This is a genomic window from Mycobacterium sp. ML4 (assembly GCF_054515735.1).
The window spans coordinates 126,425-149,975 of record NZ_JBTNSY010000003.1 but is presented as its reverse complement, the minus strand read 5'-3'; the positions used below and the strand labels follow the sequence as shown (position 1 = coordinate 149,975).

At 67.6% G+C, this 23,551-nt stretch carries 17 protein-coding genes and 1 tRNA gene; 12 read left to right on the top strand and 6 right to left on the bottom strand.

The window, feature by feature from the left end:
* Window positions 1-18 precede the first annotated feature (18 nt).
* From ACX9NE_RS04520 to nudC, 4 genes are read left to right on the top strand one after another with little or no spacing between them, the layout of a single operon-like run.
* Entirely contained in the window at window positions 19-3,108 is a 3,090-nt protein-coding gene (locus tag ACX9NE_RS04520; RefSeq protein ID WP_459360498.1) for an ATP-dependent helicase, read from the top strand.
* Window positions 3,105-6,335, top strand: coding sequence for an ATP-dependent helicase (locus tag ACX9NE_RS04515; RefSeq protein WP_459360497.1), 3,231 nt, complete (start codon window positions 3,105-3,107; stop codon window positions 6,333-6,335). Before ACX9NE_RS04520 ends, ACX9NE_RS04515 begins: the two co-directional genes overlap by 4 nt.
* Window positions 6,336-6,353: 18 nt before the next feature.
* On the top strand, window positions 6,354-7,430 hold the full coding sequence (locus ACX9NE_RS04510) for a potassium channel family protein (RefSeq protein ID WP_459360496.1): 1,077 nt from the start codon (window positions 6,354-6,356) through the stop codon (window positions 7,428-7,430).
* 8 nt (window positions 7,431-7,438) lie between these two features.
* A complete protein-coding gene (gene nudC, locus ACX9NE_RS04505; protein ID WP_459360495.1) occupies window positions 7,439-8,353 on the top strand; it encodes an NAD(+) diphosphatase in 915 nt (304 codons plus the stop codon).
* On the opposite strand, the gene ACX9NE_RS04500 is transcribed toward nudC, so the two are convergent.
* Window positions 8,346-8,987 (bottom strand): sensor domain-containing protein, encoded by a 642-nt coding sequence (locus ACX9NE_RS04500; RefSeq protein WP_459360494.1) that lies wholly within the window; start codon window positions 8,985-8,987, stop codon window positions 8,346-8,348. The genes nudC and ACX9NE_RS04500 overlap by 8 nt on opposite strands.
* A gap of 67 nt (window positions 8,988-9,054) precedes the next feature.
* On the bottom strand, window positions 9,055-9,300 hold the full coding sequence (mrx1, locus tag ACX9NE_RS04495; protein WP_459360493.1) for a mycoredoxin Mrx1: 246 nt from the start codon (window positions 9,298-9,300) through the stop codon (window positions 9,055-9,057).
* 99 nt (window positions 9,301-9,399) lie between these two features.
* On the opposite strand from mrx1, the gene ACX9NE_RS04490 reads away from it, so the two are divergent.
* The 3 genes from ACX9NE_RS04490 (at window position 9,400) to ACX9NE_RS04480 (ending at window position 12,161) form a co-directional block, all read left to right on the top strand.
* Window positions 9,400-11,499 (top strand): ATP-dependent DNA helicase UvrD2, encoded by a 2,100-nt coding sequence (locus ACX9NE_RS04490; protein ID WP_459360624.1) that lies wholly within the window; start codon window positions 9,400-9,402, stop codon window positions 11,497-11,499.
* A gap of 113 nt (window positions 11,500-11,612) precedes the next feature.
* On the top strand, window positions 11,613-11,762 hold the full coding sequence (locus ACX9NE_RS04485) for a hypothetical protein (RefSeq protein ID WP_459360492.1): 150 nt from the start codon (window positions 11,613-11,615) through the stop codon (window positions 11,760-11,762).
* A 135-nt stretch (window positions 11,763-11,897) separates the two neighbouring features.
* Entirely contained in the window at window positions 11,898-12,161 is a 264-nt protein-coding gene (locus tag ACX9NE_RS04480) for a WhiB family transcriptional regulator (RefSeq protein WP_459360491.1), read from the top strand.
* Here the strand turns inward: ACX9NE_RS04480 and ACX9NE_RS04475 are convergent.
* Complete coding sequence (locus ACX9NE_RS04475; RefSeq protein ID WP_459360490.1) at window positions 12,158-13,501, bottom strand: macrolide-binding ATPase MABP-1; 1,344 nt, start codon at window positions 13,499-13,501, stop codon at window positions 12,158-12,160. The two genes, ACX9NE_RS04480 and ACX9NE_RS04475, sit on opposite strands and share 4 nt — an antisense overlap.
* A gap of 120 nt (window positions 13,502-13,621) precedes the next feature.
* Here ACX9NE_RS04475 and ACX9NE_RS04470 point away from each other — a divergent pair, with 120 nt between their 5' ends.
* Window positions 13,622-13,795: a hypothetical protein gene (locus tag ACX9NE_RS04470; protein WP_459360489.1), complete on the top strand. Its 174-nt coding sequence runs from the start codon at window positions 13,622-13,624 to the stop codon at window positions 13,793-13,795.
* Here the strand turns inward: ACX9NE_RS04470 and ACX9NE_RS04465 are convergent.
* Together ACX9NE_RS04465 and ACX9NE_RS04460 are read right to left on the bottom strand one after the other, a co-directional pair.
* Window positions 13,792-14,619 carry a cyclodehydratase gene (locus tag ACX9NE_RS04465; protein WP_459360488.1) on the bottom strand — a complete coding sequence of 276 codons (828 nt, stop codon included), beginning with the start codon at window positions 14,617-14,619 and terminating at the stop codon, window positions 13,792-13,794. The genes ACX9NE_RS04470 and ACX9NE_RS04465 overlap by 4 nt on opposite strands.
* A gap of 37 nt (window positions 14,620-14,656) precedes the next feature.
* On the bottom strand, window positions 14,657-16,030 hold the full coding sequence (locus ACX9NE_RS04460) for a zinc-dependent metalloprotease (protein ID WP_459360487.1): 1,374 nt from the start codon (window positions 16,028-16,030) through the stop codon (window positions 14,657-14,659).
* Between the two features lie 78 nt (window positions 16,031-16,108).
* Between ACX9NE_RS04460 and ACX9NE_RS04455 the strand changes: the two genes are divergently transcribed.
* Both ACX9NE_RS04455 and ACX9NE_RS04450 read left to right on the top strand, forming a co-directional pair.
* Window positions 16,109-17,131 carry a YlbL family protein gene (locus ACX9NE_RS04455; protein WP_459360486.1) on the top strand — a complete coding sequence of 341 codons (1,023 nt, stop codon included), beginning with the start codon at window positions 16,109-16,111 and terminating at the stop codon, window positions 17,129-17,131.
* A 57-nt stretch (window positions 17,132-17,188) separates the two neighbouring features.
* Window positions 17,189-20,170, top strand: a complete 2,982-nt coding sequence (locus ACX9NE_RS04450) for a UPF0182 family protein (RefSeq protein WP_459360485.1) — start codon at window positions 17,189-17,191, stop codon at window positions 20,168-20,170.
* A gap of 124 nt (window positions 20,171-20,294) precedes the next feature.
* Here ACX9NE_RS04450 and ACX9NE_RS04445 read toward each other — a convergent pair whose 3' ends face one another.
* Window positions 20,295-21,500, bottom strand: a complete 1,206-nt coding sequence (locus ACX9NE_RS04445; RefSeq protein ID WP_459360484.1) for an RtcB family protein — start codon at window positions 21,498-21,500, stop codon at window positions 20,295-20,297.
* 152 nt (window positions 21,501-21,652) lie between these two features.
* Between ACX9NE_RS04445 and ACX9NE_RS04440 the strand changes: the two genes are divergently transcribed.
* A tRNA-Met gene (locus ACX9NE_RS04440) sits at window positions 21,653-21,729 on the top strand.
* Window positions 21,730-22,264: 535 nt separating this feature from the next.
* Complete coding sequence (locus tag ACX9NE_RS04435; RefSeq protein ID WP_459360483.1) at window positions 22,265-23,482, top strand: DUF4245 family protein; 1,218 nt, start codon at window positions 22,265-22,267, stop codon at window positions 23,480-23,482.
* Window positions 23,483-23,551: the final 69 nt, after the last annotated feature.

Here is a 23,551-nt window from a genome sequence, read left to right as displayed (position 1 = left end):
CGGTGATTGCATGCTGGCATGCCATTGCACTGGGGTCCCGAGGCGCGCGCGGTGCTGCGGTGCGACGTGCGGGGCCAGATACGGGTGCTGGGCGGCCCCGGGACCGGCAAGAGCACTTTGTTGGTCGAGGCTGCGATCGCGCATCTTGGCGCGGGAGTGGAGCCGGAATCCGTTCTGCTGCTGACCGGATCGGGCCGGATCGGGATGCGGCAGCGCAGCGCGCTGACGACGGCGCTGCTGGGATCAAGCCGTGCAGCCGCCGTGCGGGAACCCTTGGTGCGCACGCTGCACAGCTACGCCTACGCGGTGCTGCGGCGAGCTGCGGAACGGGCGGGCGGCCCACCGCCCCGGTTGCTCACCAGCGCCGAACAAGACGCCATCATCCGGGAGCTGCTGGCCGGCGACGCAGCGGACGGCAACTGGTGGCCTGACCATCTGCAACCCGCGCTGCAAACCACGGGATTCGCCGGTGAATTGCGAAACCTGATGGCGCGCTGTGCGGAACGCGGTGTCGACCCGCATCAGCTGGAGCGGCTCGGGCGACAATGCGGCCGCCCGGAGTGGGCCGCGGCCGGTCGATTCGCCCGACAGTACGAACAGGTGATGCTGCTGCGCGCGGCGGTCGGGACGGCGGCTCCGCAGGCGACGGCGCCGGCCCTGGCCGCCGCCGAACTGGTCGGCGCCGCCCTGGAGAGTTTCGCGGTGGATCCCGAGCTGGTGGCCGCCGAACGTGCCCGTGTCCGGCTGCTGCTGGTCGACGACGCTCAGCAACTCGATGCGCAAGCGGCGCAACTTGTTCGGGTGCTGGCCGCAGGTGCCGAGATCGCCCTGATCGCGGGCGACCCGAACCAGGCGGTCTTCGGTTTCCGGGGTGGTGACCCCGCCGGGTTGCTCGACAATGACGGCCCGTCGGTGACATTGACGCAGTCGCATCGCTGCGGACCGGCTGTCGCCCGCGCGGTCAGCGGCATCGCGGGCCGGCTGCCGGGCACCAGCGCCGGACGCCGCATCGCGGGCAGTGGAGAACAGGAAGGAGCCGTGACGGTGGGTCTGGCCGCCTCGGCGCATGCGGAGGCGGCGCTGATCGCCGATGCGCTGCGGCGTGCGCACCTCGTCGAGGGGGTGCCGTGGTCGCAGATGGCGGTGATCGTCCGCTCGGTGCCCCGGGCCGGCGCCCGGTTGCCCCGTGCGCTGGCCGCCGCCGGGGTGCCGGTGGCGATTCCCGCTCCCGGTGGGTCCTTGTCCGAGGAGCCGGCGGTGCGGGCGATGCTCGCCGTCCTGGCCGCCACTGCCGACGGGCTGGACGGCGAGACGGCGCTGGCCCTGCTCTGCGGGCCGATCGGCCGGGTGGACCCGGTGTCATTGCGTGCGCTGCGCAGAACATTGCGGCGGGGACGCTGCGGTGCTTTCGCCGAATCGCTGGTGGAGGTGCTCACCGGCTCCGGGCCGGTAACGGGGCCGCAGTCCGGCGCGCTGCGACGGGTGCGCGCGGTGTTGGCCGCCGCAGCCCGGTGCCACCGGGACGGCCAAGATCCGCGTTACACGTTATGGGCGGCGTGGCAGCGCAGCGGATTGCAGCGGCGCTGGCTGACGGCCATCGAACGCGGCGGTCCCGCGGGGGCCCAGGCTGCGCGGGATCTGGAGGCGGTCACCGCGTTGTTCGATACCACTGACGCCTACGTCTCGCGCACCGCGGGTGCATCGCTGCGCGGACTCATCGAGCACGTCGAGGCGTTGCAGCTGCCGCCCGCCGCACGGGATTCCGGGTCCGGCAGCGAACAGGTCAAGGTGCTGAGCGCGCACGCGGCGTTGGGCCAGGAATGGGACCTGGTGGCCATTGCCGGGTTGCAGGACGGGCTGTGGCCCAACACGATCCCGCGCGGCGGCGTCCTGGCCACCCAGCGGCTGCTCGACCAAATCGACGGAATCACTGCCGACGCGTCGGTGCGGGCGCCGCTGCTGGCCGAGGAGCGTCGCCTGCTGGTTGCCGCTATGGGCCGGGCCCGGCGCAGACTGCTGGTCACCGCGATCGACGGTGACAGCGGCGGCGTCGATGGGGAAGCGGCGCTGCCCTCCCCGTTCTTTTTCGAGATCGCGCAGTTCGCCGGTGGGGAAGGTGCCGCGACACAACCTGTCTGTGCACCGAGGGTGTTGTCCGCCGTTGCTGTGGTCGGGCGGTTGCGGGCAGTCGTGTGCGCGCCGGCGGGTGCGGTTGAGGAAGGCCTACGAGCTTGTGCGGCAAGGCAATTGGCCCGCCTAGCCCGCGCCGGGGTGCCCGGTGCCGATCCCGCCGCATGGCACGGTCTGATCCCGGTCAGTACGAGCGCTCCGCTGCACGGCGGCGACGATGTGCTCACATTGACGCCGTCGACCCTGCAGACCCTCACCGATTGCCCGCTTCGCTGGCTGGCTGAACGGCACGGCGCGAACAATCCCCGGGATCTGCGCTCCACGATCGGCTCGGTGGTGCACGCTCTGATCGCCGAGCCGGGCAGGACGGAATCGCAGCTGCTGGCCGAGTTGGACCGGGTGTGGCAGCACCTGCCGTTCGAGGCCGCCTGGTATTCGGCTAATGAACTGGCCCGCCACCGCGCGATGATCCACGCGTTCGTCGAGTGGCGAGCACAGACCCGCACGGAGCTGACTGAGGTCGGCGTCGAAGTCGAGGTCGACGGCGTCCTGCAAATCCCGCGCAGCGACGGGGGAAGGGTCCGGTTGCGCGGCCGGGTGGATCGGCTCGAACGCGACGCGGCGGGGCGTCTGGTGATCGTCGACGTCAAGACCGGCAAATCACCGGTCAGCAAGGACGATGCCCAGCAGCACGCTCAGCTGGCCACGTATCAGCTCGCGGTCGCCGAGGGGATGATCGCCGCCGGTGACGAGCCCGGCGGCGCGCGGTTGGTCTATCCGGGCAGGGCGGGGGCGTCCGGCGCCACGCAACGAGAGCAGGATCCGCTGACTCCGCAGGCGCGTGAGCACTGGCGCGAGCTGGTCCGTCAGGCCGCCGAAGCGACGGCCGGTCCACACTTCATCGCCCGGCGCAACGACGGCTGTTCGCATTGCCCGCTGCGGTCGTCGTGCCCCGCCCACGAGGGGCCGGCGCGATGAGCCCGCGTTACAGCCCCACGGAATTGGCTTCTGCGCTGGGTATTTTCTCGCCCACCGACGAGCAGGCCGCGGTGATCGCTGCGCCGCCGGGGCCACTGGTGGTGATCGCCGGTGCCGGGGCCGGAAAGACCGAGACCATGGCCGCGCGGGTGGTGTGGCTGATCGCCAACGGCTACGCCGAGCCCGGCCAGGTGCTCGGCCTGACATTCACCCGCAAGGCCGCCGGCCAGCTGCTGCGCCGGGTGCGATCGCGACTGGCCCGGCTGGCCGGCATCGGCATCCCACTGGCGGAAGGCGCGCCGGCAGTCGGCACCTACCATGCCTTCGCCGGCTCGCTGCTGCGTGAATACGGGCTGTTGCTGCCTGTGGAGCCCGACACCAGATTGCTGACCGAAACCGAGCTGTGGCAGCTGGCGTTCGATGTCGTCAGCACCTACCCCGGCCCGCTCGAGACCGACAAAACTCCGGCCGCCGTCACCGCCCTGGTGCTGCGGCTGTGGGGCCAGCTGACCGAACACCTGGTCAGCACCGACCAACTTCGCGACACCCATCTCGAGCTGGAAAGGCTCGTGCACACCCTTCCGGCGGGGCCTCATCAACGCGATCGCGGTCCCAGTCAATGGTTGCTGCGCACGTTGACCACCCAGACCTGGCGTGCCGAGTTGGTGCCGCTTCTCGATGCCCTGACCGAACGCATGCGTGCCGAGAAGGTGATGGACTTCGGCATGCAGATGGCGTCGGCGGCGCAGCTGGCGGCGACGTTCCCGCAGGTGGGGCAGGACCTGCGGAGCCGTTACCGGGTGGTGCTGCTCGACGAATACCAGGACACCGGGCATTCCCAGCGCGTGGCATTGTCGTCGCTGTTCGGCGGCGGTGTCGATGATGGTCTGGCGCTGACGGCGGTCGGCGACCCGATCCAGTCGATCTACGGTTGGCGCGGCGCGTCGGCGACCAACCTGCCGCGGTTCACCACCGACTTCCCCCTGTCCGACGGTTCCCCCGCACCCGCCCTGGAGCTGCGAACCAGCTGGCGCAACCCGCCGCGGACCTTGCACGTGGCCAACGCCATCTCGGCCGAGGCGCGGCGGCGCTCGGTCGCGGTGCGCCCGCTGCGCTCGCGCCCCGACGCGTCGCCGGGCGTGGTCCGCTGCGCGCTGCTGCCCGACGTGCAGGCCGAACGCAGCTGGATCGCCGACCAGCTACAGGCGCGTTACCGCGCCGCGCTCGACGAGGATGGCGTACCCCCCACCGCTGCCGTGCTGGTGCGGCGCAACGCCGACGCGGCACCCATCGCCGAAGCGCTGCGCGCCCGCGGGATCCCGGTGGAAGTCGTCGGCCTGGCCGGCCTGTTGTCGGTGCCGGAGGTCGCCGACGTGGTGGCGATGCTGCGGCTGGTCGCCGATCCGACTGCCGGAGCGGCGGCGATGCGGGTGCTGAGCGGTTCGCGGTGGCGGCTCGGTGGCCGCGATATAGCCGCGCTCTGGCGCAGGGTGCTCCAACTGGGCGATGGACCGCAGCCACCCGAACCGTCCTCGGCCGAGTCGATCGTGGCCGCCGCCGGGCCAGAATCCGACGTCGCCTGCCTGGCTGACGCCATCTCCGATCCCGGTCCGGCGGCCGGCTACTCACCAGCGGGCTACCAGCGGATTCGAGCGCTGGCCGCCGAATTGACCGCACTGCGCGCCCATCTGGGCCACTCCCTGCCCGATCTGGTCGCCGAGGTGCGACGGGTCCTGGGTGTCGACTGCGAAGTCCGTTCCACCGCCTCGGGAGAGTGGTCCGGCACCGAGCACCTCGATGCATTCGCCGACGAGGTCGCCGGTTACGCCGAGCGGGCGGGGGCGGCGCAGCGAGCGTCGGCGGCCGGCCTGCTTGCGTATCTCGATGTGGCCGCAGACGTGGAGAACGGTCTGACGCCCGCCCAGCCGGTCGCCGCGCGCGACCGGGTCCAAGTGCTCACCGTGCACGCCGCCAAGGGTCTGGAGTGGCAGGTGGTGGCGGTGGCGCACCTGTCCGGCGGGACGTTCCCCTCCAACGCATCGCGCAGCAGCTGGCTCACCGACCCCGGTGAGCTGCCGCCGCTGCTGCGCGGCGATCGGCTCGGTATCCCGGTCCTGGACATTTCCGCGGTCACCAACCGAAAACAGTTGTCCGACAGCATCTGCGAGCATCGTGCGCAACTCGATCAGCGACGGGTCGATGAGGAACGGAGGCTGCTGTACGTGGCCGTCACCCGGGCGGAGGACACGCTGCTGTTATCCGGGCACCATTGGGGCGCCACCGGTATCAAACCGCGCGGCCCCTCGGAATTTCTCTGTGAGCTCAAGGACATCATCGAACGGCCCGGGCCGAGCGGCGAATCCTGCGGCGTCGTAGCACAGTGGGCTCCGCCACCGGCCGAGGGTGATCGAAACCCATTGCAGGACACTGTGATCGAAGCCGTCTGGCCGGTTGATCCGCTGTCCCGACGGCGTGGCGACGTCGAACGCGGGGCCACGCTGGTCGCCGCGGCGATGACGACGGAGCTCGAGGCCTCCGATGACGTCGAAGGCTGGGCCGCCGACGTCGACGCCCTGGTGGCCGAACGGGCACGGGCCGCCCGGCCGCCGGCGCACACGCTGCCCGGTCAGTTGTCGGTCAGCGGCCTGGTGGAACTGGCGCGTGACCCTTCCGGCGCAGTGCAGCGGCTGATCCATCGCCTGCCTAACCGTCCAGATCCACAGGCCTTGCTCGGCAACGCATTTCACTGCTGGGTGCAGCAATTCTACAGGGCCGAGCTGCTGTTCGACCTCAGCGACCTGCCCGGCGCCGCGGACGCCGAGGTGGGTGACCCGCAGGAGCTGGCCGTGCTGCAGCAGGCATTCGCCGCATCGCCGTGGGCTGCCCGCACCCCGATCGCCGTCGAGGTGCCGTTCGAGATGCCGATCGGTGACACCGTGGTGCGCGGGCGCATCGACGCGGTGTTCGCCGACGCCGACGGCGGCGTCACCGTCGTGGACTGGAAGACCGGTGAACCACCGCGCGGCCGCGAGGCCAAGCGTCACGCCGCCGTCCAGCTTGCGGTCTATCGGGTGGCGTGGGCGGCTTTGCACGGTTGCCCGGAATCGTCGGTGCGAACCGCCTTCTACTACGTGCGCAGCGGCACCACCGTGGCGCCCGAGGAGCTACCCGGCGCCGACGAGTTGTCCGCGCTGCTGGACGACTCCGGTCGACCCGGCGGCACCTGATCGTGGTTACATGACTCCGTGGCGAAAGGTAGCTGGCGGCGGCTGCGGCGTTTTGACGAGAGATTGACCGTTCAGCCCAGTTACGCGCTCGTCGGCGTACTGCGCATTCCCCGGGGTCATGCCAGCCCGGCGCGCATCATCACCCGCCGGATAACAATCGCCCTGGTGGCATTGTTGTTCGGCGCCGTCACCGTTTACCTCGATCGCGACGGCTACCACGACTCGCAGGGCGACAGCCTGACCTTTCTGGACTCCCTGTACTACTCGGCGGTGACGTTGTCGACGACCGGCTACGGCGATATCACGCCGGTCTCGGAGTTCGCGCGGGCGACGAACGTCCTGATCATCACGCCGCTGCGTATCGCATTCCTGATCTTGCTGGTCGGCACGACGCTCGAGGTTGTCACCGAAACATCGCGGCAGGCTTTCAAAATCCAGCGTTGGAGGAGCAGAGTGCGCAACCACACCGTCGTCATCGGCTACGGCACCAAGGGCAAAACTGCGATCACCGCGATGCTCAGCGATGAGGTGGCCCCCAGCGAAATCGTTGTCGTCGACACCGACCGGGCGGCCCTGGAACGAGCCGCGTCAGCCGGGCTGGTCACCGTCCACGGCGACGCGACGAAGTCCGACGTGCTGCGGCTGGCCGGTGTTCAGCACGCCGCATCGATCATCGTGGCCGCCAACCGAGATGACACCGCGGTGCTGGTGACGCTCACCGCGCGGGAGATCTCACCCAAGGCCATGATCGTCGCCTCCATCCGGGAGGCCGAGAACCAGCACCTGCTGCAGCAGTCCGGCGCCGACTCGGTGGTGGTGTCCTCCGAGACCGCCGGCCGGCTGCTCGGTCTGGCCACCACCACCCCGAGCGTCGTGCAGATGATCGAGGACCTGCTGACTCCGGATCAGGGTCTGGCCATCGCTGAACGCGAAGTGGAGCAGTCCGAAGTGGGCGGCTCGCCCCGGCATCTGCGGGACATCGTGCTCGGCGTGGTGCGCGGCGGGCAGCTGCTGCGCATAGGTGCGCCCGAGGTGGACGCCATCGAAGCCGGCGACCGGCTGCTGTTCGTCCGCCACCTGGCCGACGAACGGTAGGGCCGCACGTGGACTTCAGGCTGCGCGATGTTCCGCTGTTGTCACGCGTCGGCGCGGACCGTGCCGACCAGCTGCGGACCGACATCGACGCAGCCGCCGCGGGGTGGGCCGACGCCGCCCTGCTGAGAGTCGATGCCCGCAATCAGGTGCTGGCCAGTGACGGCAAGGTGGTGCTCGGTCCGGCCGCCGCGCTGGGCGATTCACCGCCTCCCGATGCGGTCTTTTTGGGCCGTATCGAAGGCGGGCGTCATGTCTGGGCAGTCCGCGGCCCACTGCAACCCCCTGACGACCGCGACGTGGAGGTGCTGGACCTGCGCAGGCTCGGACGCATCATCGACGACACCAGCAGCCAGCTGGTGTCGTCGGCGTTGGCGCTACTCAACTGGCATGACAGCGCCCGATTCAGTCCGATGGACGGCACGCCCACCAAACCGGCGCGTTCCGGGTGGGCCCGGGTCAATCCCCTTACCGGCCGCGAAGAGTTCCCGCGTATCGACCCGGCGGTGATCTGCCTGGTCCACGACGGGGGTGACCGTGCGGTGTTGGCCCGCCAGGCGGTGTGGCCGCAGCGGATGTTTTCGCTGCTGGCCGGGTTCGTCGAGGCCGGCGAGTCGTTCGAGGTGTGTGTCGCCCGGGAAATCCGCGAGGAAATCGGCCTGACCGTACGCGATGTGCGCTACCTGGGCAGCCAGCCCTGGCCGTTCCCGCGTTCGTTGATGGTCGGCTTCCATGCCCTGGGCGATCCGGACGAACCCTTCTCGTTCAACGACGGCGAGATCGCCGAGGCGAGCTGGTTCAGCCGCGACGAGATCCGGGCGGCGCTCGAGGCCGGCGACTGGTCCAGTGCGTCGGAGTCGCAACTGCTGTTGCCGGGCTCGATTTCGATCGCCCGGGTGATCATCGAATCCTGGGCGTTCATTTGATCCGGTCGCAGATGTTGTCCAGGATCGTGCTGGCGATCCGCTCCGCCGGTTCGATGCCCAACACGCCGACCGACATCAATACCGACTTGCGGGCCCGGTACTGGTGACTCCACCCGTTGTCGGTGATCCGCAGGGTCAGCGGGTCAGGCTTGTCCAGCTTGAAGTCGTACTTCGGGTCGTGCAGGGCGAGGCACGCGTTCAGTGAGGCTTCCAGCTGATCGAGCGCCGAGCGGGCCGCCTGCGCATCCGGGTAGATCGCGACGGCCTGGCTGACCGAGTCCTTCATGGTGCGACCGCCCGGGTCGAGGTCGTCGGTCACTCCGCTGTAGCCCGCGCTGCGAAACTCGGTCCAACCGCCGGCGAAAGTCAGATCGCTGGTGCCGGCCGCCCGGCAAGGCCCGGGTGCGTTCACGTCACCGGCCGGCGGATGGCTCAGGTTCGCACGCGCATGCATCCTGAGTTCCTCGTAGTTGGCGATGTGACGCACGTCTTCGACGCTGATGATCAGCGCGTCGACGTCCGTGCCCGCCGAGGTGCTGGGAGCGGCAGGGGTGCTGTGGTGCGAGCACGCGGTGACCCCGGCCAGCGCACACAACACGACGAAAACCGCCCGCCGGACCACCGCCCCTGCCATATTCCTTATCGTAGGGGCGACCGGACCGCGAGTCGGCGTCAATTGCGGTCCCGTGTCCGCGCTGATGTCAGCCGGCGAGCTTCGCCCTGACCTCACTCGCGCTCGGATTGGTCATCGTCGACCCGTCGGCGAACCTGACGGTCGGCACCGTACGGTTGCCCCCGTTGACCGAGCTGACGAAATCCGCGGCGGCGGCGTCCCGTTCGATGTCGACCTCGTCGTAGGCGATGCCATGAGCCTTGAGCGCCGTCTTGAGCCGAAAGCAGTATCCACACCAGGAGGTGGTGTACACGGTCAACGCAGCATTGGTCATGACTCGTTAACGTAGCCCGCCGATGAACCATTCCGGGCCCGGCCCGCCGAGACACGCGACACGCGCGGTTTGTCGGCCGGCACTGTCAAGATGGACGCCATGCCGGTGATGGCCGATCCTTCGATCGCGGGTCTGGACGACGAGCAGCGCGAAGCGGTGCTCGCTCCGCGTGGCCCGGTCTGCGTGCTGGCCGGCGCCGGAACCGGCAAGACGCGCACCATCACCCACCGTATCGCCCAGCTCGTCGGCAGTGGTCACGTCGCCGCCGGACAGGTGCTGGCGGTCACTTTCACCCAGCGCGCGGCGGGCGAGATGCGCTCGCGGCTGCGCTCGCTGGAGGCCGCCGCGCAGGGTGGCTCGAATGTCGGTGCCGTGCAGGCACTGACCTTCCACGCCGCCGCGCACCGTCAACTGCGGTACTTCTGGCCACGCGTGGTCGGAAACACCCGCTGGGAAATGCTGGACACCAAGTTCGCCGTCGTCGCCCGCGCGGCCAGCCGCTGCCGGTTGAACGTCAGCACCGACGACGTGCGCGACCTCGCCGGCGAGATCGAATGGGCCAAGGCTTCGCTGATCACCCCCGAGCAGTACGCGGGGACGGTGGCAGGCGCCGGGCGGGATATCCCGCTGGACGCGGAAAAGGTGGTGGCCGTCTACACCGCGTACGAGGCACTCAAAGTCCGTGACGAGGATGTCACCCTGCTCGACTTCGACGACCTGCTGCTGCACACCGCTGCGGCGATCGAGAGCGACGCCGCGGTGGCAGCGGAGTTCCGGGACCGCTACCGCTGCTTCGTGGTCGACGAGTACCAGGACGTCACGCCGCTGCAGCAAAGGGTGCTGTCGGCGTGGCTGGGGGATCGCGACGATCTGACCGTGGTCGGCGACGCAAACCAGACCATTTACTCCTTCACCGGTGCGTCGCCTCGTTTCCTGCTGGAGTTTTCGCGGCGCTTTCCCGACGCCACCGTGGTCCGTCTGGAACGCGACTACCGGTCCACCCCTCAGGTGGTCTCGCTGGCCAACCAGGTGATCGCCGCGGCCCGGGGGCGGGTGGCGGGCAGCAAGCTGCGGTTGATCGGTCAGCGCGAGCCCGGGCCGGTCCCGTCGTATCGGGAACACCCCGACGAGCACGCCGAAGCGGCCGCGGTCGCGGCCGCGATCGCCCGGCTCATCGAATCCGGTACCGCGCCATCGGAAATCGCGATCCTGTACCGGGTCAACGCGCAGTCGGAGGTCTACGAGGAGGCGTTGACCGAAGCCGGTATCGCCTACCAGGTGCGCGGCGGCGAGGGATTCTTCAACCGGCAGGAGATCAAGCAGGCGTTATTGGCCCTTAACCGAGCGGCCGAACGCGGCGCCGAGGGCCCCCTGCCTGAAGTGGTTCGCGCCGTTCTCGAGCCACTGGGTCTCACGGGTGAGCCGCCCGCCGGAACGAAGGCCCGCGAACGGTGGGAGGCCCTGTCCGCGCTGGCCGAACTGGTCGACGACGAGGTGGCCCAGCGTCCCGGTCTGCAACTGCCGGGCCTGGTGGCCGAGTTGCGGACGCGCGCCGACTCCCGGCATCCCCCGGTGGTGCAGGGCGTAACGCTGGCATCCCTGCACGCCGCGAAGGGTCTCGAATGGGACGCGGTGTTCCTGGTCGGACTGGCCGACGGCACCCTGCCCATCTCGCACGCCCTGGCCCATGGTCCCGACAGCGAGCCGGTGGAGGAAGAACGCCGCCTGCTCTACGTCGGAATCACCAGGGCCAGAATGCATTTGGCGCTCAGCTGGGCCTTGGCACGGTCCCCGGGCGGACGGCAGAGCCGCAAACCGTCCCGGTTCCTCAACGGCATCGCGCCGCAGACGCGTGCCGAAGCCGCGCCCGGTAAGTCGCGGCGGACCAAGGGGCCGGCGCGCTGCCGGGTCTGCAACAAGGACTTGTCCACGCCGGCCGCGATCATGTTGCGACGATGCGAAACCTGCGCCGCCGACGTCGACGAGGAACTGCTGCTACAGCTCAAAGACTGGCGGCTCAATGTCGCCAAAGAGCAGAACGTGCCCGCCTACATCATCTTCAGCGACAACACTCTGATCGCCATCGCCGAGCTGCGGCCCACCGACGATGCGTCCCTGATCGCTATCCCCGGCATTGGGGCCCGCAAACTCGAGCAGTACGGGCCAGATGTCCTCGAACTCGTTCGCCAGGCTCGCTGAAACCGCATACCCGCAGGTCAGAAAATCGGTTGCCGCCGGCACTGGTACCGTCTAGTCTCGAACGGACTTTGTTGACGGCTGCTGATCTCATGCATGGAAAGGGGGTGGCCTCGGTGATCAACACGAATGTGTTCGACGTACGCGTGGCTACCCGTGTGCCCAGCCCGGGCACCGCGCATGCCGCCGCTATCCCGGCGGCGGCGGGCAAGCGCCGCGTCGCCGCCGCGACTGCAGCGTCCGTGAGGCTCAACGTGGACACGTAAAGCCGAGTTTCGCCGAATGGCCACGGACCCGAAGTCACCAGGATCCGTGGCCACAGTTGTCTCAGCAGACAACCTCCCTGGTCTGGATCGCAGCAGAAGGACAAGCCCACCGACCAGGAAGCAGGTGAACAGGACATGTCGGCACTGACAGTCCCGAGACGGACGCAGCCGGCCTTGCCATGTCACGCCGGTGATCCCGACCTGTGGTTCGCCGAGACCCCCGCCGAGCTCGAACGCGCCAAGACGCTCTGTGTGCACTGCCCGGTGCGGCGCGAGTGTCTGGCCGCGGCTCTGGAGCGCGCCGAGCCCTGGGGGGTGTGGGGCGGCGAGATCTTCGAGCGGGGCGCGGTTATCGGCCGCAAGCGCCCGCGCGGGCGTCCCCGCAAGGAAGCCGCTTAAACGACCACCGAATCCGGCTCTTTGAATCCCGGGATCAGCTCCTCGGAGAGGGCCTTGATCGGGACGTGCGCATCCAGCTGGCAGAGGATCGCGGCCACCGAGGCGATCACCCGCATCGGGATCGCCAGCTTGGGCGGCAGGTCCATTTGCCGCGCCGTCTTGATCTGGGCCACCGAGCGGTCGAACTGGCTCACCGTCATCCGCTGCAACCACTTGCGGGTGTAGTGGAACACGTCGACTTCGATCGGTTCGACGTACTGACGCAGCATCTCGTCGATGTCGCGGACCGAAACCTGCTGCCCCTTCTGGATGAACCCGACCTTCTCCATGGTCGGCAGCAGCAGGTCGTAGTTCTTGTCGCGCGCCAGGCGGATAGTCATCCCGAGTTCGATGGGATAACCCCCTGGCAGCGGCGCGACGGCGCCGAAGTCGATGACGCCCATCCGCCCGTCGGGCAAGAGCATGAAGTTTCCCGGATGGGCGTCGCCGTGCAGCAGCCCCAGCCGGCGCGGCGCGTCGAAGGTGAGTTCAAGCAGCCGGACTCCGATCAGGTCGCGCTGATCCGGGGTGCCGTGGCGGATGATTTCGGCCATCGGGATGCCGTCGATCCATTCCTGAATGACCACCTTCGGCGCACTGGCCACCACGTGCGGTACGGCGAAGTGGGGATGACCTTGATACGCCTTGGCGAACCTGCGCTGGTTGTCGGCTTCCAAACGGTAGTCCAGCTCCATCTCGGTGCGCTCGATCAGTTCGTCGACCACCCCCTGCACATCAGCGCCGGGCGAGAGCTGCTTGAACACCCCGACCATGCGTTGCATGGTTTTCAGATCGGCCCGCAGGGCTTCGTCGGCGCCCGGGTACTGGATTTTCACCGCGACCTCCCGGCCGTCGGACCAGATCGCCTTGTGTACCTGGCCGATACTGGCCGACGCGACCGGGCTGTCGTTGAACGAACTGAAGCGGTCCCGCCATTTGGTGCCCAGTTGCGCGTCGAGCACCCGGTGCACCCTGGCGGCGGGCAGTGGCGGCGCGTCCTTCTGCAGCTTGGTCAATGCTTCGCGATACGGCTCGCCGAACTGCTCGGGGATTGCGGCTTCCATCACCGAGAGTGCCTGGCCGACCTTCATCGCGCCGCCCTTGAGCTCGCCCAGCACGGTGAACAGCTGGTTGGCCGCCTTCTCCATCAGCTCGGCGTTGACCTCATCCCTCGACTTACCGGTGAGGCGCTTACCGAAGCCGAGAGCCGCCCTGCCGGCCATGCCGACGGGCAGGCTGGCCAGCTTTGCGTTGCGAGCCGCGCGGCCCCGCTTGATCTCTGACACATACCCATCATCCACGACGGCCCGCGCATCGTCTGCATCGATTGAGTCGTTGTTTGCATCAGATATGTACTCTCTTTGGGTCGCGCATCCGTGTGACGCATCGATTTCCACGTCCGGAGGTGGACCGCAACAGCCATGGCAGCCAAACAAACACAGCACGACGCCGCCGACGCCTTGTTCCGCGCGATCATCGAGACCCTGGACAAGCACCGCAACGAACGCACCCTGACCGAGGACGTGCTGGACACCCTCGGCCGCGCTTACGCGTCGATCTCGGCGAACGTTCCGGATCAGGGGCGTCTCGGCTAACACGTACACAACGGATGCCGGCTCCACGGGCGGGCCATGAGCGTGTTGGCACGCAGATCGAACTCCAGGGTGGCGTTGAGCGCCGCGGGCGGATCCGGGCGTTGCCCCCGCACCGCGGCGATCACCTGATTCACCTGGCTCAGTGCCAGCGCCGCGGTGGCCAGCATCGTGGCCCGGTCGGCGACCCCGATGGTGTCCCGCAGTTGGGCCGCGATGGCGGGCCAGGCCGCGTCGCGGTCGCGGCGATGTAGGTCGGCGCATCCCAGGCAGCTGGTCACGCCGGGCAGGACCAGCGGTCCCACCAGGCCGGTGCCGTCGCGCACCCGTACCGGTAGGTGGGGGACGCCCGCGTGCTGCAGGTCGCGCACGATGCGCGGATCGGCCACCAGGAAGTCCGCCAGCACCACAAGGTCGACGCACGCGGAGGTCACCGCGGCGTGCGGCAGGCTACTGTGCCCGAGCCGGACACCCGAGCCGCGCAGCGCCGGCACCAGCAGATCCGACAACGGACCCCGGCCGTGCACCCGGATCGACGCCGCCCGCCCGCCGGGAGCGCGCACGCCGCGGGTGGCCACCCCGGCCTCGACCAGCTTCGTGAGCAGGTCCGTCAGGTCAGCACCGGTTTGGTGCTGCAGTTCGGTGAGCGACACCGGCGAGCGCATGGACCGCAGCAGCGCGGCCAGACTCGGCGCGGTCAGGCCCCCCGGCGGACGGACCAGCACCGCGCGGCGGGGATCCCAGCCCACCTGCACGGCACCGTCGGGTCGCAGCAGCACCGGCATCGCCGGATCCAAACAGAACAAGGGCGGTGCCGCCGTGGCCATACGTTGTCACGGTGCCAGGTGAGGCGCGCGGCCGTGGTCAGTTGTCCACAGGGCCGGGATCGTCGCCGATGTCGTCCTCGAGTTCGGCGATCGCTTCGTCCATCCCGCTGGTGTCGCCACCGATGACCCGATCGATGAACGCCGCCGGGTCATCGAGGTCGTCAGCGCCGGGCAGCAGGTCCGGGTGCTGCCACACGCCGTCACGCGCATCCATACCCGCCGCTTCCGTCAGCCGGTTCCACAACGCGGCGGCCTCGCGCAGCTTGCGGGGCCTGAGCTCCAGCCCGACCAGGGTCGCGAACGTCTGCTCCGCGGGGCCGCCACTGGCCCGGCGCCGCCGCAGCGTCTCGCTGAGCGCGGCCTCTCCTGGCAGCCGGTCACCGACCGCCGCGGTCACCACCGTCTGAACCCAGCCTTCGATCAGGGCCAGCAGCGTCTCGAGCCGTTCGAGCGCCTGGGTTTGTGCCGGCGTCGCCTTCGGTTCGAACACGCCCTGACTCAGCAGCTGCTCCACGGCCGCCGGATCAGCAAGCGACGCCGGATTGAAATCCCGGGCCAGCTCCTCGATGCCGGTCATGTCGATTTTCATGCCGGCCGCGTACGCCTCCACCGCCCCCAGCAGCTGACTGGACAGCCAGGGCACGTGGCTGAACAGGCGGTGGTGCGCAGCTTCTCGGGCGGCCAGGAACGTCATGATTTCGCTACGGGGCTGCTCAAGGCCACTCGCGAAAGATTCCACCGCATCCGGCAGGATCGCGGCCACCCCCTTGGGACCCAGCGGCAGGCCGATGTCGGTGGACGTCAGCACCTCTTTGGACAGCCGCCCCAGCGCCTGACCGAGCTGGGAACCGAACGCGATGCCGCCCATCTGAGACATCATCTGCAGCAGCGGTCCGGCCATGCTCTTAGCCTCTTCCGGCAGCGATTGCGCCCAGACCGACGAAATCTGGTGGGCCATCGGATCGCACAGCCGCTTCCAGGTCCCCAGTGTGTTGTCGACCCAGTCGCTCGGGCTCCAGCCGAGCGCTCTGGTGGTGCCGGCCGGCAACGCTGTCGCTCCGTCCAGCCAGGTCTCGGCAAGACGCACGGCGTCGGAAATGGCCGAATTGGTGGTGGCCGGGATCGGCGCGACGAATCCGATCGAGCTCGTGGCGACCTGCCGGGCCAGGTCGTAGTTCACCGGGCCCACGTCCTTGCCGGCACTCATCGCGCTGCCGACGCCACCGAACATCTCGCCCAGGCGGGTGAAAAGCTGGCCCAGGTTGGCCATGTCGAATTCGCCTCCGAAGGGAGACGACCCGAACGGGTTTGCGCCGGAGCCGGGATCGTTCTGCTCGCGCTTTTCGCGGTCGGGGTCCTCTCCACCGGAGAAGCCGAAAGGCAGGTCAGCCATGACCTCAACCGTACTCACCGCACCGGCGGAAAGCGCAGCGCATGGTCACGCTCTCAGCTGAATGGGTCCACGGCGAGGCCGGTTAGGGTAGGCGGCGTGAACAGGCGGATTTTGACCTTAGTGGTCGCGCTCGTCCCGATCGTGGTGTTCGGGGTGCTGCTCGCGGTGGTGACGGTGCCGTTTGTGTCATTGGGCCCGGGACCGACGTTCGACACCCTCGGCGAGGTCGATGGCAAGCAGGTCGTAGAGATCGAAGGCACCCAGACCCATCCGACGACGGGTCATCTGAACATGACCACGGTGTCCCAGCGCGACGACCTGACGCTGGGTGAGGCCCTGAGCCTGTGGGTTTCGGGCCAGGAACAGCTGGTTCCGCGCGACCTGATCTACCCGCCGGGCAAATCCCGCGACGAGGTCGACAAGGCCAACAACGCCGACTTCAAGACCTCTGAAGACAGCGCCCAGTACGCCGCCCTGGGCTATCTGAAGTACCCGGAAGCCATCACCGTGGCCACCGTCACCGATCCGGGTCCGTCGGCCGGCAAGTTGAAGGCCGGCGATGCGATCGACGCCGTTGACCGTACGCCGGTGGCCAACGTCGAGCAGTTCACCTCGTTGCTGAAGAACACCAAACCGGGGCAGGTCGTGACCATCGACTACCGACGCAAGAACGAGCCGCCCGGCGTCGCTGAGATCACCCTGGGCACCAACAAGGACCGGGACTACGGGTTCATGGGCGTGGCGGTGCAGGATGCGCCGTGGGCACCTTTCACCGTCGACTTCAACCTGGCCAACATCGGCGGGCCGTCGGCCGGCCTGATGTTCAGCCTGGCCGTCGTCGACAAACTCACCACCGGCGACCTGGCCGGTTCGACGTTCGTCGCCGGAACCGGCACGATCAGCGTCGACGGCAAGGTAGGCCCGATCGGTGGGATCACGCACAAGATGGCCGCCGCGCGTTCGGCCGGCGCCACGGTGTTCCTGGTGCCCGCGAAGAACTGCTATGAAGCGATGTCCGACGTTCCGTCCGGGTTGAAGCTGGTCAAGGTGGAAACGCTCGCCTCGGCGGTGGACGCCTTGCATGCAATGACGTCGGGCGCGGCGACTCCGAGCTGCTAGCCGGGTCGCTTGCGTACAGTTGGGGCCATCGGGAAATCGAAACAGGGAGCGTAGCTAGTGGGAATGCGGCCCGCCGCAAGGATGCCTAAGCTGACTCGGCGCAGCCGGATTCTGATCCTGGTCGCACTGGGTGTGATCGTGCTGTTGCTGGCCGGCCCGCGCCTGATCGACGCCTATGTCGACTGGCTGTGGTTCGGTGAGCTCGGCTACCGCTCGGTGTTCACCACCGTGCTGATCACCCGCATCGTGGTGTTCCTGGTGGCGGGGCTGCTGGTGGGCGGCATCGTCTTCGGCGGCCTCGCGCTGGCTTACCGCACCCGTCCGGTGTTCGTTCCGAGCAACGACAACGATCCGGTGGCGCGGTATCGGGCGGTGGTGCTGAGCCGGCTGCGCCTGCTGGGTATCGGGGTCCCGGCGGCCATCGGTGTGCTGGCCGGCGTGGTGGCGCAGAGCTACTGGGTGCGCATCCAGTTGTTCCTGCACGGAGGCGACTTCGGCATCGCCGATCCGCAGTTCGGCAAGGATCTCGGGTTCTACGCTTTCGAGCTGCCGTTCTACCGGCTGGTGCTTACTTATATGTTCGTGGCGGTGTTCCTGGCGTTGGTGGCGAACCTGGTGTCGCACTACCTGTTCGGCGGGATCAGGCTCTCGGGACGGGCCGGTGCGTTGAGCCGCTCGGCGCGTATTCAGCTGATCAGCCTGGTCGGGCTGTTGGTGCTGCTCAAAGCCGTTGCCTATTGGCTGGATCGCTACGAGCTGCTGTCGCACACCCGCGGCGGCAAGCCATTTACCGGGGCCGGCTACACCGACATCAACGCGGTGCTGCCGGCCAAGCTGATCCTGATGGCGATCGCGGTGATCTGCGCGGCTGCGGTCTTCTCCGCGATCACGCTGCGCGACTTGCGGATTCCGGCGATCGGTCTGGTGTTGTTGCTGCTGTCGTCGCTGATCGTGGGCGCGGGCTGGCCGCTGATCGTCGAGCAGATCAGCGTCAAACCCAATGCGGCGCAGAAGGAAAGCGAATACATCAGCCGAAGTATCGCCGCGACCCGGCAAGCCTACGGGTTGACGCCGGATGTGGTGAGCTACCGCAACTACACCGGTGACGGGCAGACGACCGCGCAGCAGGTGGCGGCCGACCGCGCGACCACCTCCAACATCCGGCTGCTGGACCCTACCATCGTCAGTCCGGCGTTCACTCAGTTCCAGCAGGGCAAGAACTTCTACTATTTTCCCGACCAGCTGTCCATCGACCGTTACCAGGACCGCGGCGGGAATCTGCGCGACTACGTGGTCGCCGCGCGCGAACTCAACCCGGACCGGTTGATCGACAACCAGCGCGACTGGATCAACCGGCACACCGTCTACACGCACGGCAACGGCTTCATTGCGTCGCCGGCCAACACCGTGCGCGGCATCGCCAACGACCCCAATCAGAACGGCGGCTATCCGGAGTTTCTGGTCAACGTGGTCGGCGCCAACGGCAGCGTCGTCTCTGACGGCCCGGCGCCGCTGGATCAGCCGCGGGTGTACTACGGACCGGTAATCGCCAATGCCGCGGCCGATTACGCGATCGTCGGCAAGACCGGCGCCGACCGCGAATACGACTACGAGACCAGCACCGAGACGAAGAATTACACCTACACCGGCAGCGGCGGGGTAGCGATCGGCAGCTGGATATCCCGCAGCGTGTTCGCCGCGAAGTTCGCCGAACGAAACTTCTTGTTCTCCAACGTGATCGGATCGAACAGCAGGATCCTGTTCAACCGCGACCCGGCGCAGCGGGTCGAGGCGGTGGCGCCCTGGCTGACCACCGACAGCGCGGTGTACCCGGCGATCGTCAACAAGCGGATGGTGTGGATCATCGACGGCTACACCACGCTGGACAACTACCCGTACTCCGAGCTCACCTCGCTGTCCTCGGCGACCGCCGACTCGACCGAAGTGGCGTTCAACCGGCTGGCCCCTGACAAGCGGGTGTCGTACATCCGCAATTCGGTGAAGGCCACCGTCGACGCCTACGACGGCACGGTGACGTTGTACCAGCAGGATGAAAACGACCCGGTGCTCAAGGCCTGGATGCGAGTTTTCCCGGGCACGGTGAAGCCCAAGAGCGACATCACCCCCGAGCTAGCCGAGCACCTGCGCTATCCCGAAGACCTGTTCAAGGTGCAGCGCATGCTGCTGGCCAAGTACCACGTCAACGACCCGGTCACGTTCTTCTCCACCTCGGACTTCTGGGACGTGCCGCTGGACCCGAACCCGACCGCCAGCAGTTACCAGCCGCCGTACTACATCGTCGCGAAAAACATTGCCAAGAATGACAATTCGGCGTCCTATCAGCTGACCAGCGCGATGAACAGGTTCAAGCGGGACTATCTGGCCGCCTACATCAGCGCCAGTTCCGATCCCGCGACCTACGGCAGGATCACGGTGCTGACCATCCCGGGGCAGGTCAACGGCCCCAAACTGGCCAATAACGCGATTACCACCGATCCGGCGGTCTCCCAGGACCTCGGCGTGATCGGGCGTGACAATCAGAACCGCATCCGCTGGGGCAATCTGCTGACCCTGCCGGTGGGCCAGGGTGGGCTGCTCTACGTCGAGCCCGTCTACGCTTCGCCGGGCGCCAGCGACGCGGCGTCGTCGTATCCGCGGCTGATTCGCGTGGCGATGATGTACAACGACAAGATCGGGTACGGGCCCACCGTCGGCGATGCGCTGACGACGCTGTTCGGGCCCGGCGCGGGCGCGACCGCGACCGGTATCCAGCCGACCGAGGCCGGGGCGCCGGCCACCCCGCCCGCCAATCCTCCGCCCCCGGCGAGCGGTCCCGGCGCGCCGCCTCAAACGGCCGTGGTGCCGCCGCCTCCCGAGGGGTCGGTCACCCTGTCCGCGGCGAAAGCCGCTGTGCTGCAGGAGATTCAAGCCGCCCTCGGCGCGGTCAAGGACGCGCAGAAGAAGGGCGATTTCGCCGCCTATGGTTCGGCGTTGCAGCGCCTCGACGAAGCCATGGCGAAGTTCAACAACACCAAGTAGCTCGCGCGCGCTTGGGGCGCGAGCGCGCGTTTGGGGCCGCGAGAGCGCGCGTCTGTACGTCGACACGCCGTGATTCGTGGCATTATGCGGACCCTCGCCGCGTCAAGATGGCCGCTGGCTGACCTCACTGCCCCTTGACGTTCATGATCTGCCGTAGCGAGGTCACCACCTCGACCAGCGGCTCGGCGTCGACCATGACCTGATCGATGTCCTTGTACGCCTGCGGAATCTCGTCGATCCACTCCTTGCCGTGGCGGTACTCGATCCCCAGCATGGCCTCGGCCAGGTCCTGTTCGGTGAACAGCTGCTTGGCTTTGGTCCTGCTGAACCGGCGTCCCGCCCCGTGCGGAGCCGACCAAAGGCCTTCGGCATTTCCCTTGCCGCGCACGATGTATGAGCGGGTGCCCATCGATCCCGGGATGATGCCCAGCTTGCCTTCGGTGGCGTCGATCGCGCCCTTGCGGGTCAGCCACACGGTTTCGCCCTCGATCGTTGTCGGCACCGTGTAGTTGTGGTGGGTGTTGATGCGCTCGATCTCCACCCGCTGTGCCTGGGTGCCCAACCACGATGCGAACACGTGGATGAACCGGTCCATCATCTCGGCACGGTTGAGGTGGGCGAAGCGCTGCGCCCATCTCAAATCCCGGATATAGCGGTCGAATTCGGGTATGCCCTCCTGAAGGTATGCCAGATCACTGTTCGGCAGCCTGATCTGCGGGTCAGCATTGCACTGGTCAAGGGCGATCTTGATGTGCCGCTGCGCGATCTTGTTGCCGACGCCGCGGGAACCGCTGTGCAGGAACAGCCAGACGTTGTCGTCGGTGTCCAGGCAGAGTTCGATGAAGTGGTTGCCGCCGCCCAGCGATCCCAACTGCTGCATCCACTTCGGGCTGTGCGACAGGTCGACGTCGAGTTCGCGCTGTAGGTCCAGCAGCTCGTTGTGCTTTGCGGCGGTGAACGAGAACCGTTGCAGGCTCTTGTTGTAGTTGCCGGGGGAGAGGGGGATCGCGTCTTCCACCTTCTGGCGCAGCGCGGGAAGCTTCGAGCGGTAGTCACCGCCGAAGGTGGCGGACAGATCCCGCTCGGTGAACCGGGTCTTGGCCGCGACCATGCCACAGCCGATGTCGACGCCGACCGCCGCGGGGATGACCGCGCCCCTGGTGGGGATGACGGTTCCGACGGCCGAGCCCTTGCCCAGGTGCGCGTCGGGCATCAGCGACACGTGCGGGTGCACGAACGGCATCGACGCGGTGACCTTGGCCTGCTCGACGGTGTTGCCGGCGATGTCGGTGGCGAAGTTGAGCAGCTTGGGCCCGAGCTGTTCGGGCATGACGGTCTCCTGGAACTTTTGGTTGGCTGCTGAACGGTATTCCCCCGTATGAGGTGGGCGCAACGCATTTTGTGGCCGTCTGTGGTGGGTCAGGGCTGGTGAGCACGCGATTTGGACAGGTCCGCGGTGTTGGGTAACCTTGCGTTTACCAACGCGGGGTGGAGCAGCTCGGTAGCTCGCTGGGCTCATAACCCAGAGGTCGCAGGTTCGAATCCTGTCCCCGCTACCAGCGGAAATGGCCCTCAGGCGCAAGCCTGAGGGCCATTTTCTATGCCGGTGGGGAACAATCTTGGAGCGTTAGCATCGGTAACGGAAAGTGTGTTCTCGTTGTGTTTTCTCATGTTGACGCACCGAAAAGGCGTTGCCGCCGGCAGCCGTTTCGGCGCGCTGAGCCGAGTGGCGACCGGTGGCGCGTCGACTCATGTCTAAGCGGTAAGTCCGCACAGATGCCTGACGCGACGGCCGCGCAGATATTTTCTCTTGTCGAGTTTTCCTGCGGCGCAGGTCAATACCGCCAATCCGCCGACGGGGTGAAACACCGCTTCGCAACGGCATTCCGCGTGTCGTGGTGCCGGCGATGACGTATGCGAACGGATCAGGTCAAAGAATGTGACGGGAACCGCTGATCTCGCCTCCGGCTGCAATAGGACCTTCGTTGCTTCCGGCCAGCCTCGCCTACTTACCCGGACCCGTGGCGGTCGTGTGGGTCTGCATATGGCCGTGGCCCGCGCCAATTCACCACGAGCGAGGTCTACTCTCATCTGGTGTCCGAGGTGCCGCGCCAGCCGCGCCATACGCCGGGCGATGAGGTCGAGCTCGGCGCGTTACTGGTGCTGCTGCACGGCGCTGCCGACTCGTTTCGCACCGTCCGGGCGACCTACCGCACCTGGCGCCACGAAGAGCGCCTAGGCACGGCGTTCCGCGCCGACATCGCGGAACAGAAGCGTAGCGGCGCTTCGATCAGCAGCATAAGCAGCATCTATGTCGGCGGGAGCGGCGATCCCGCACCCACGGAGACCGAAGAAACGGTGGATATCTGGCGCGATGGTCAGCGCTTTCGCGAAGAGCGTCACGGAGGATCCCGGGACGGCTACTACGGCGTCGCTGATGGTCCGCTGTGGTGGTTCTGGGATGCGCGCGTCGGCGCAATGAGCAACCAGGAGGATCCAAGCGTCGGCAGCGGCATCGGCCAGGAACTTGAGGTGATGCTCAATCCGACATCGCTGCTCGGTTCGCTGCACTTTCGCGGCACGGGGACCTCCCAGGTTGCCGGTCGAGCCACCATCACCGCCGCCGCCATACCTCGTCCATCCGATCCACGCCACCGGAACTTGTTCGGCGAGCTGCACGCCTTGGGCACCGGCGCCCAGCACTACCGATTCGAGGTCGATCGGGAACGCGGAGTTCTGCTGTCCGTCACCGCGATCCGCGACGAGCAACCCTTCCATCAGATCAGCGCGCTCGCGATCGGTTTCGACGAGCCGATCCCCTCTGAGACCTTCCATTTCAAGCCGCCGGAAGGCGAAGAGATCCGGCCCAACCAAGCTCGCCACCAGCTGCAGCACACCACCCTCACCGAAGCCCAACAACGCGCGCCCTTCACCGTTCTGATGCCAGACCGCATACCTGCCACCTGGCAGGCTCACTGCGTGTTCATGGCAGCCGCTGAGCGCCCACCCACTCCGGCGCTGGTTTCCCTGAGCTACCGCTCCGATGACGGACACCAGAGCATATCGATCACACAGATGGCCGCGGCTGACGCTTCCCGCCATTACGGGGGACTGATCAATGGTCAGAACTGGCAGCAGGTAGACGGTGATGAAGTATCGGTCCGGGTCGCCCCAGCCGAATCGCCGCACGCCCAGGCCCACCTCGAACGCGACGGAACATTCGTATTCCTCGTCTCAGACACCCTGACACGCGACCAACTCGTCACAATCGCGGCCCGCCTCAGAACCGCACCAAGCGCCGCCAATATCTGAAATCGCGAGCCGCTCCGGAAAGTGGCGCCGCACAGCGGGAGTCGGGCTCGACGGTGATCGAGCTGACTG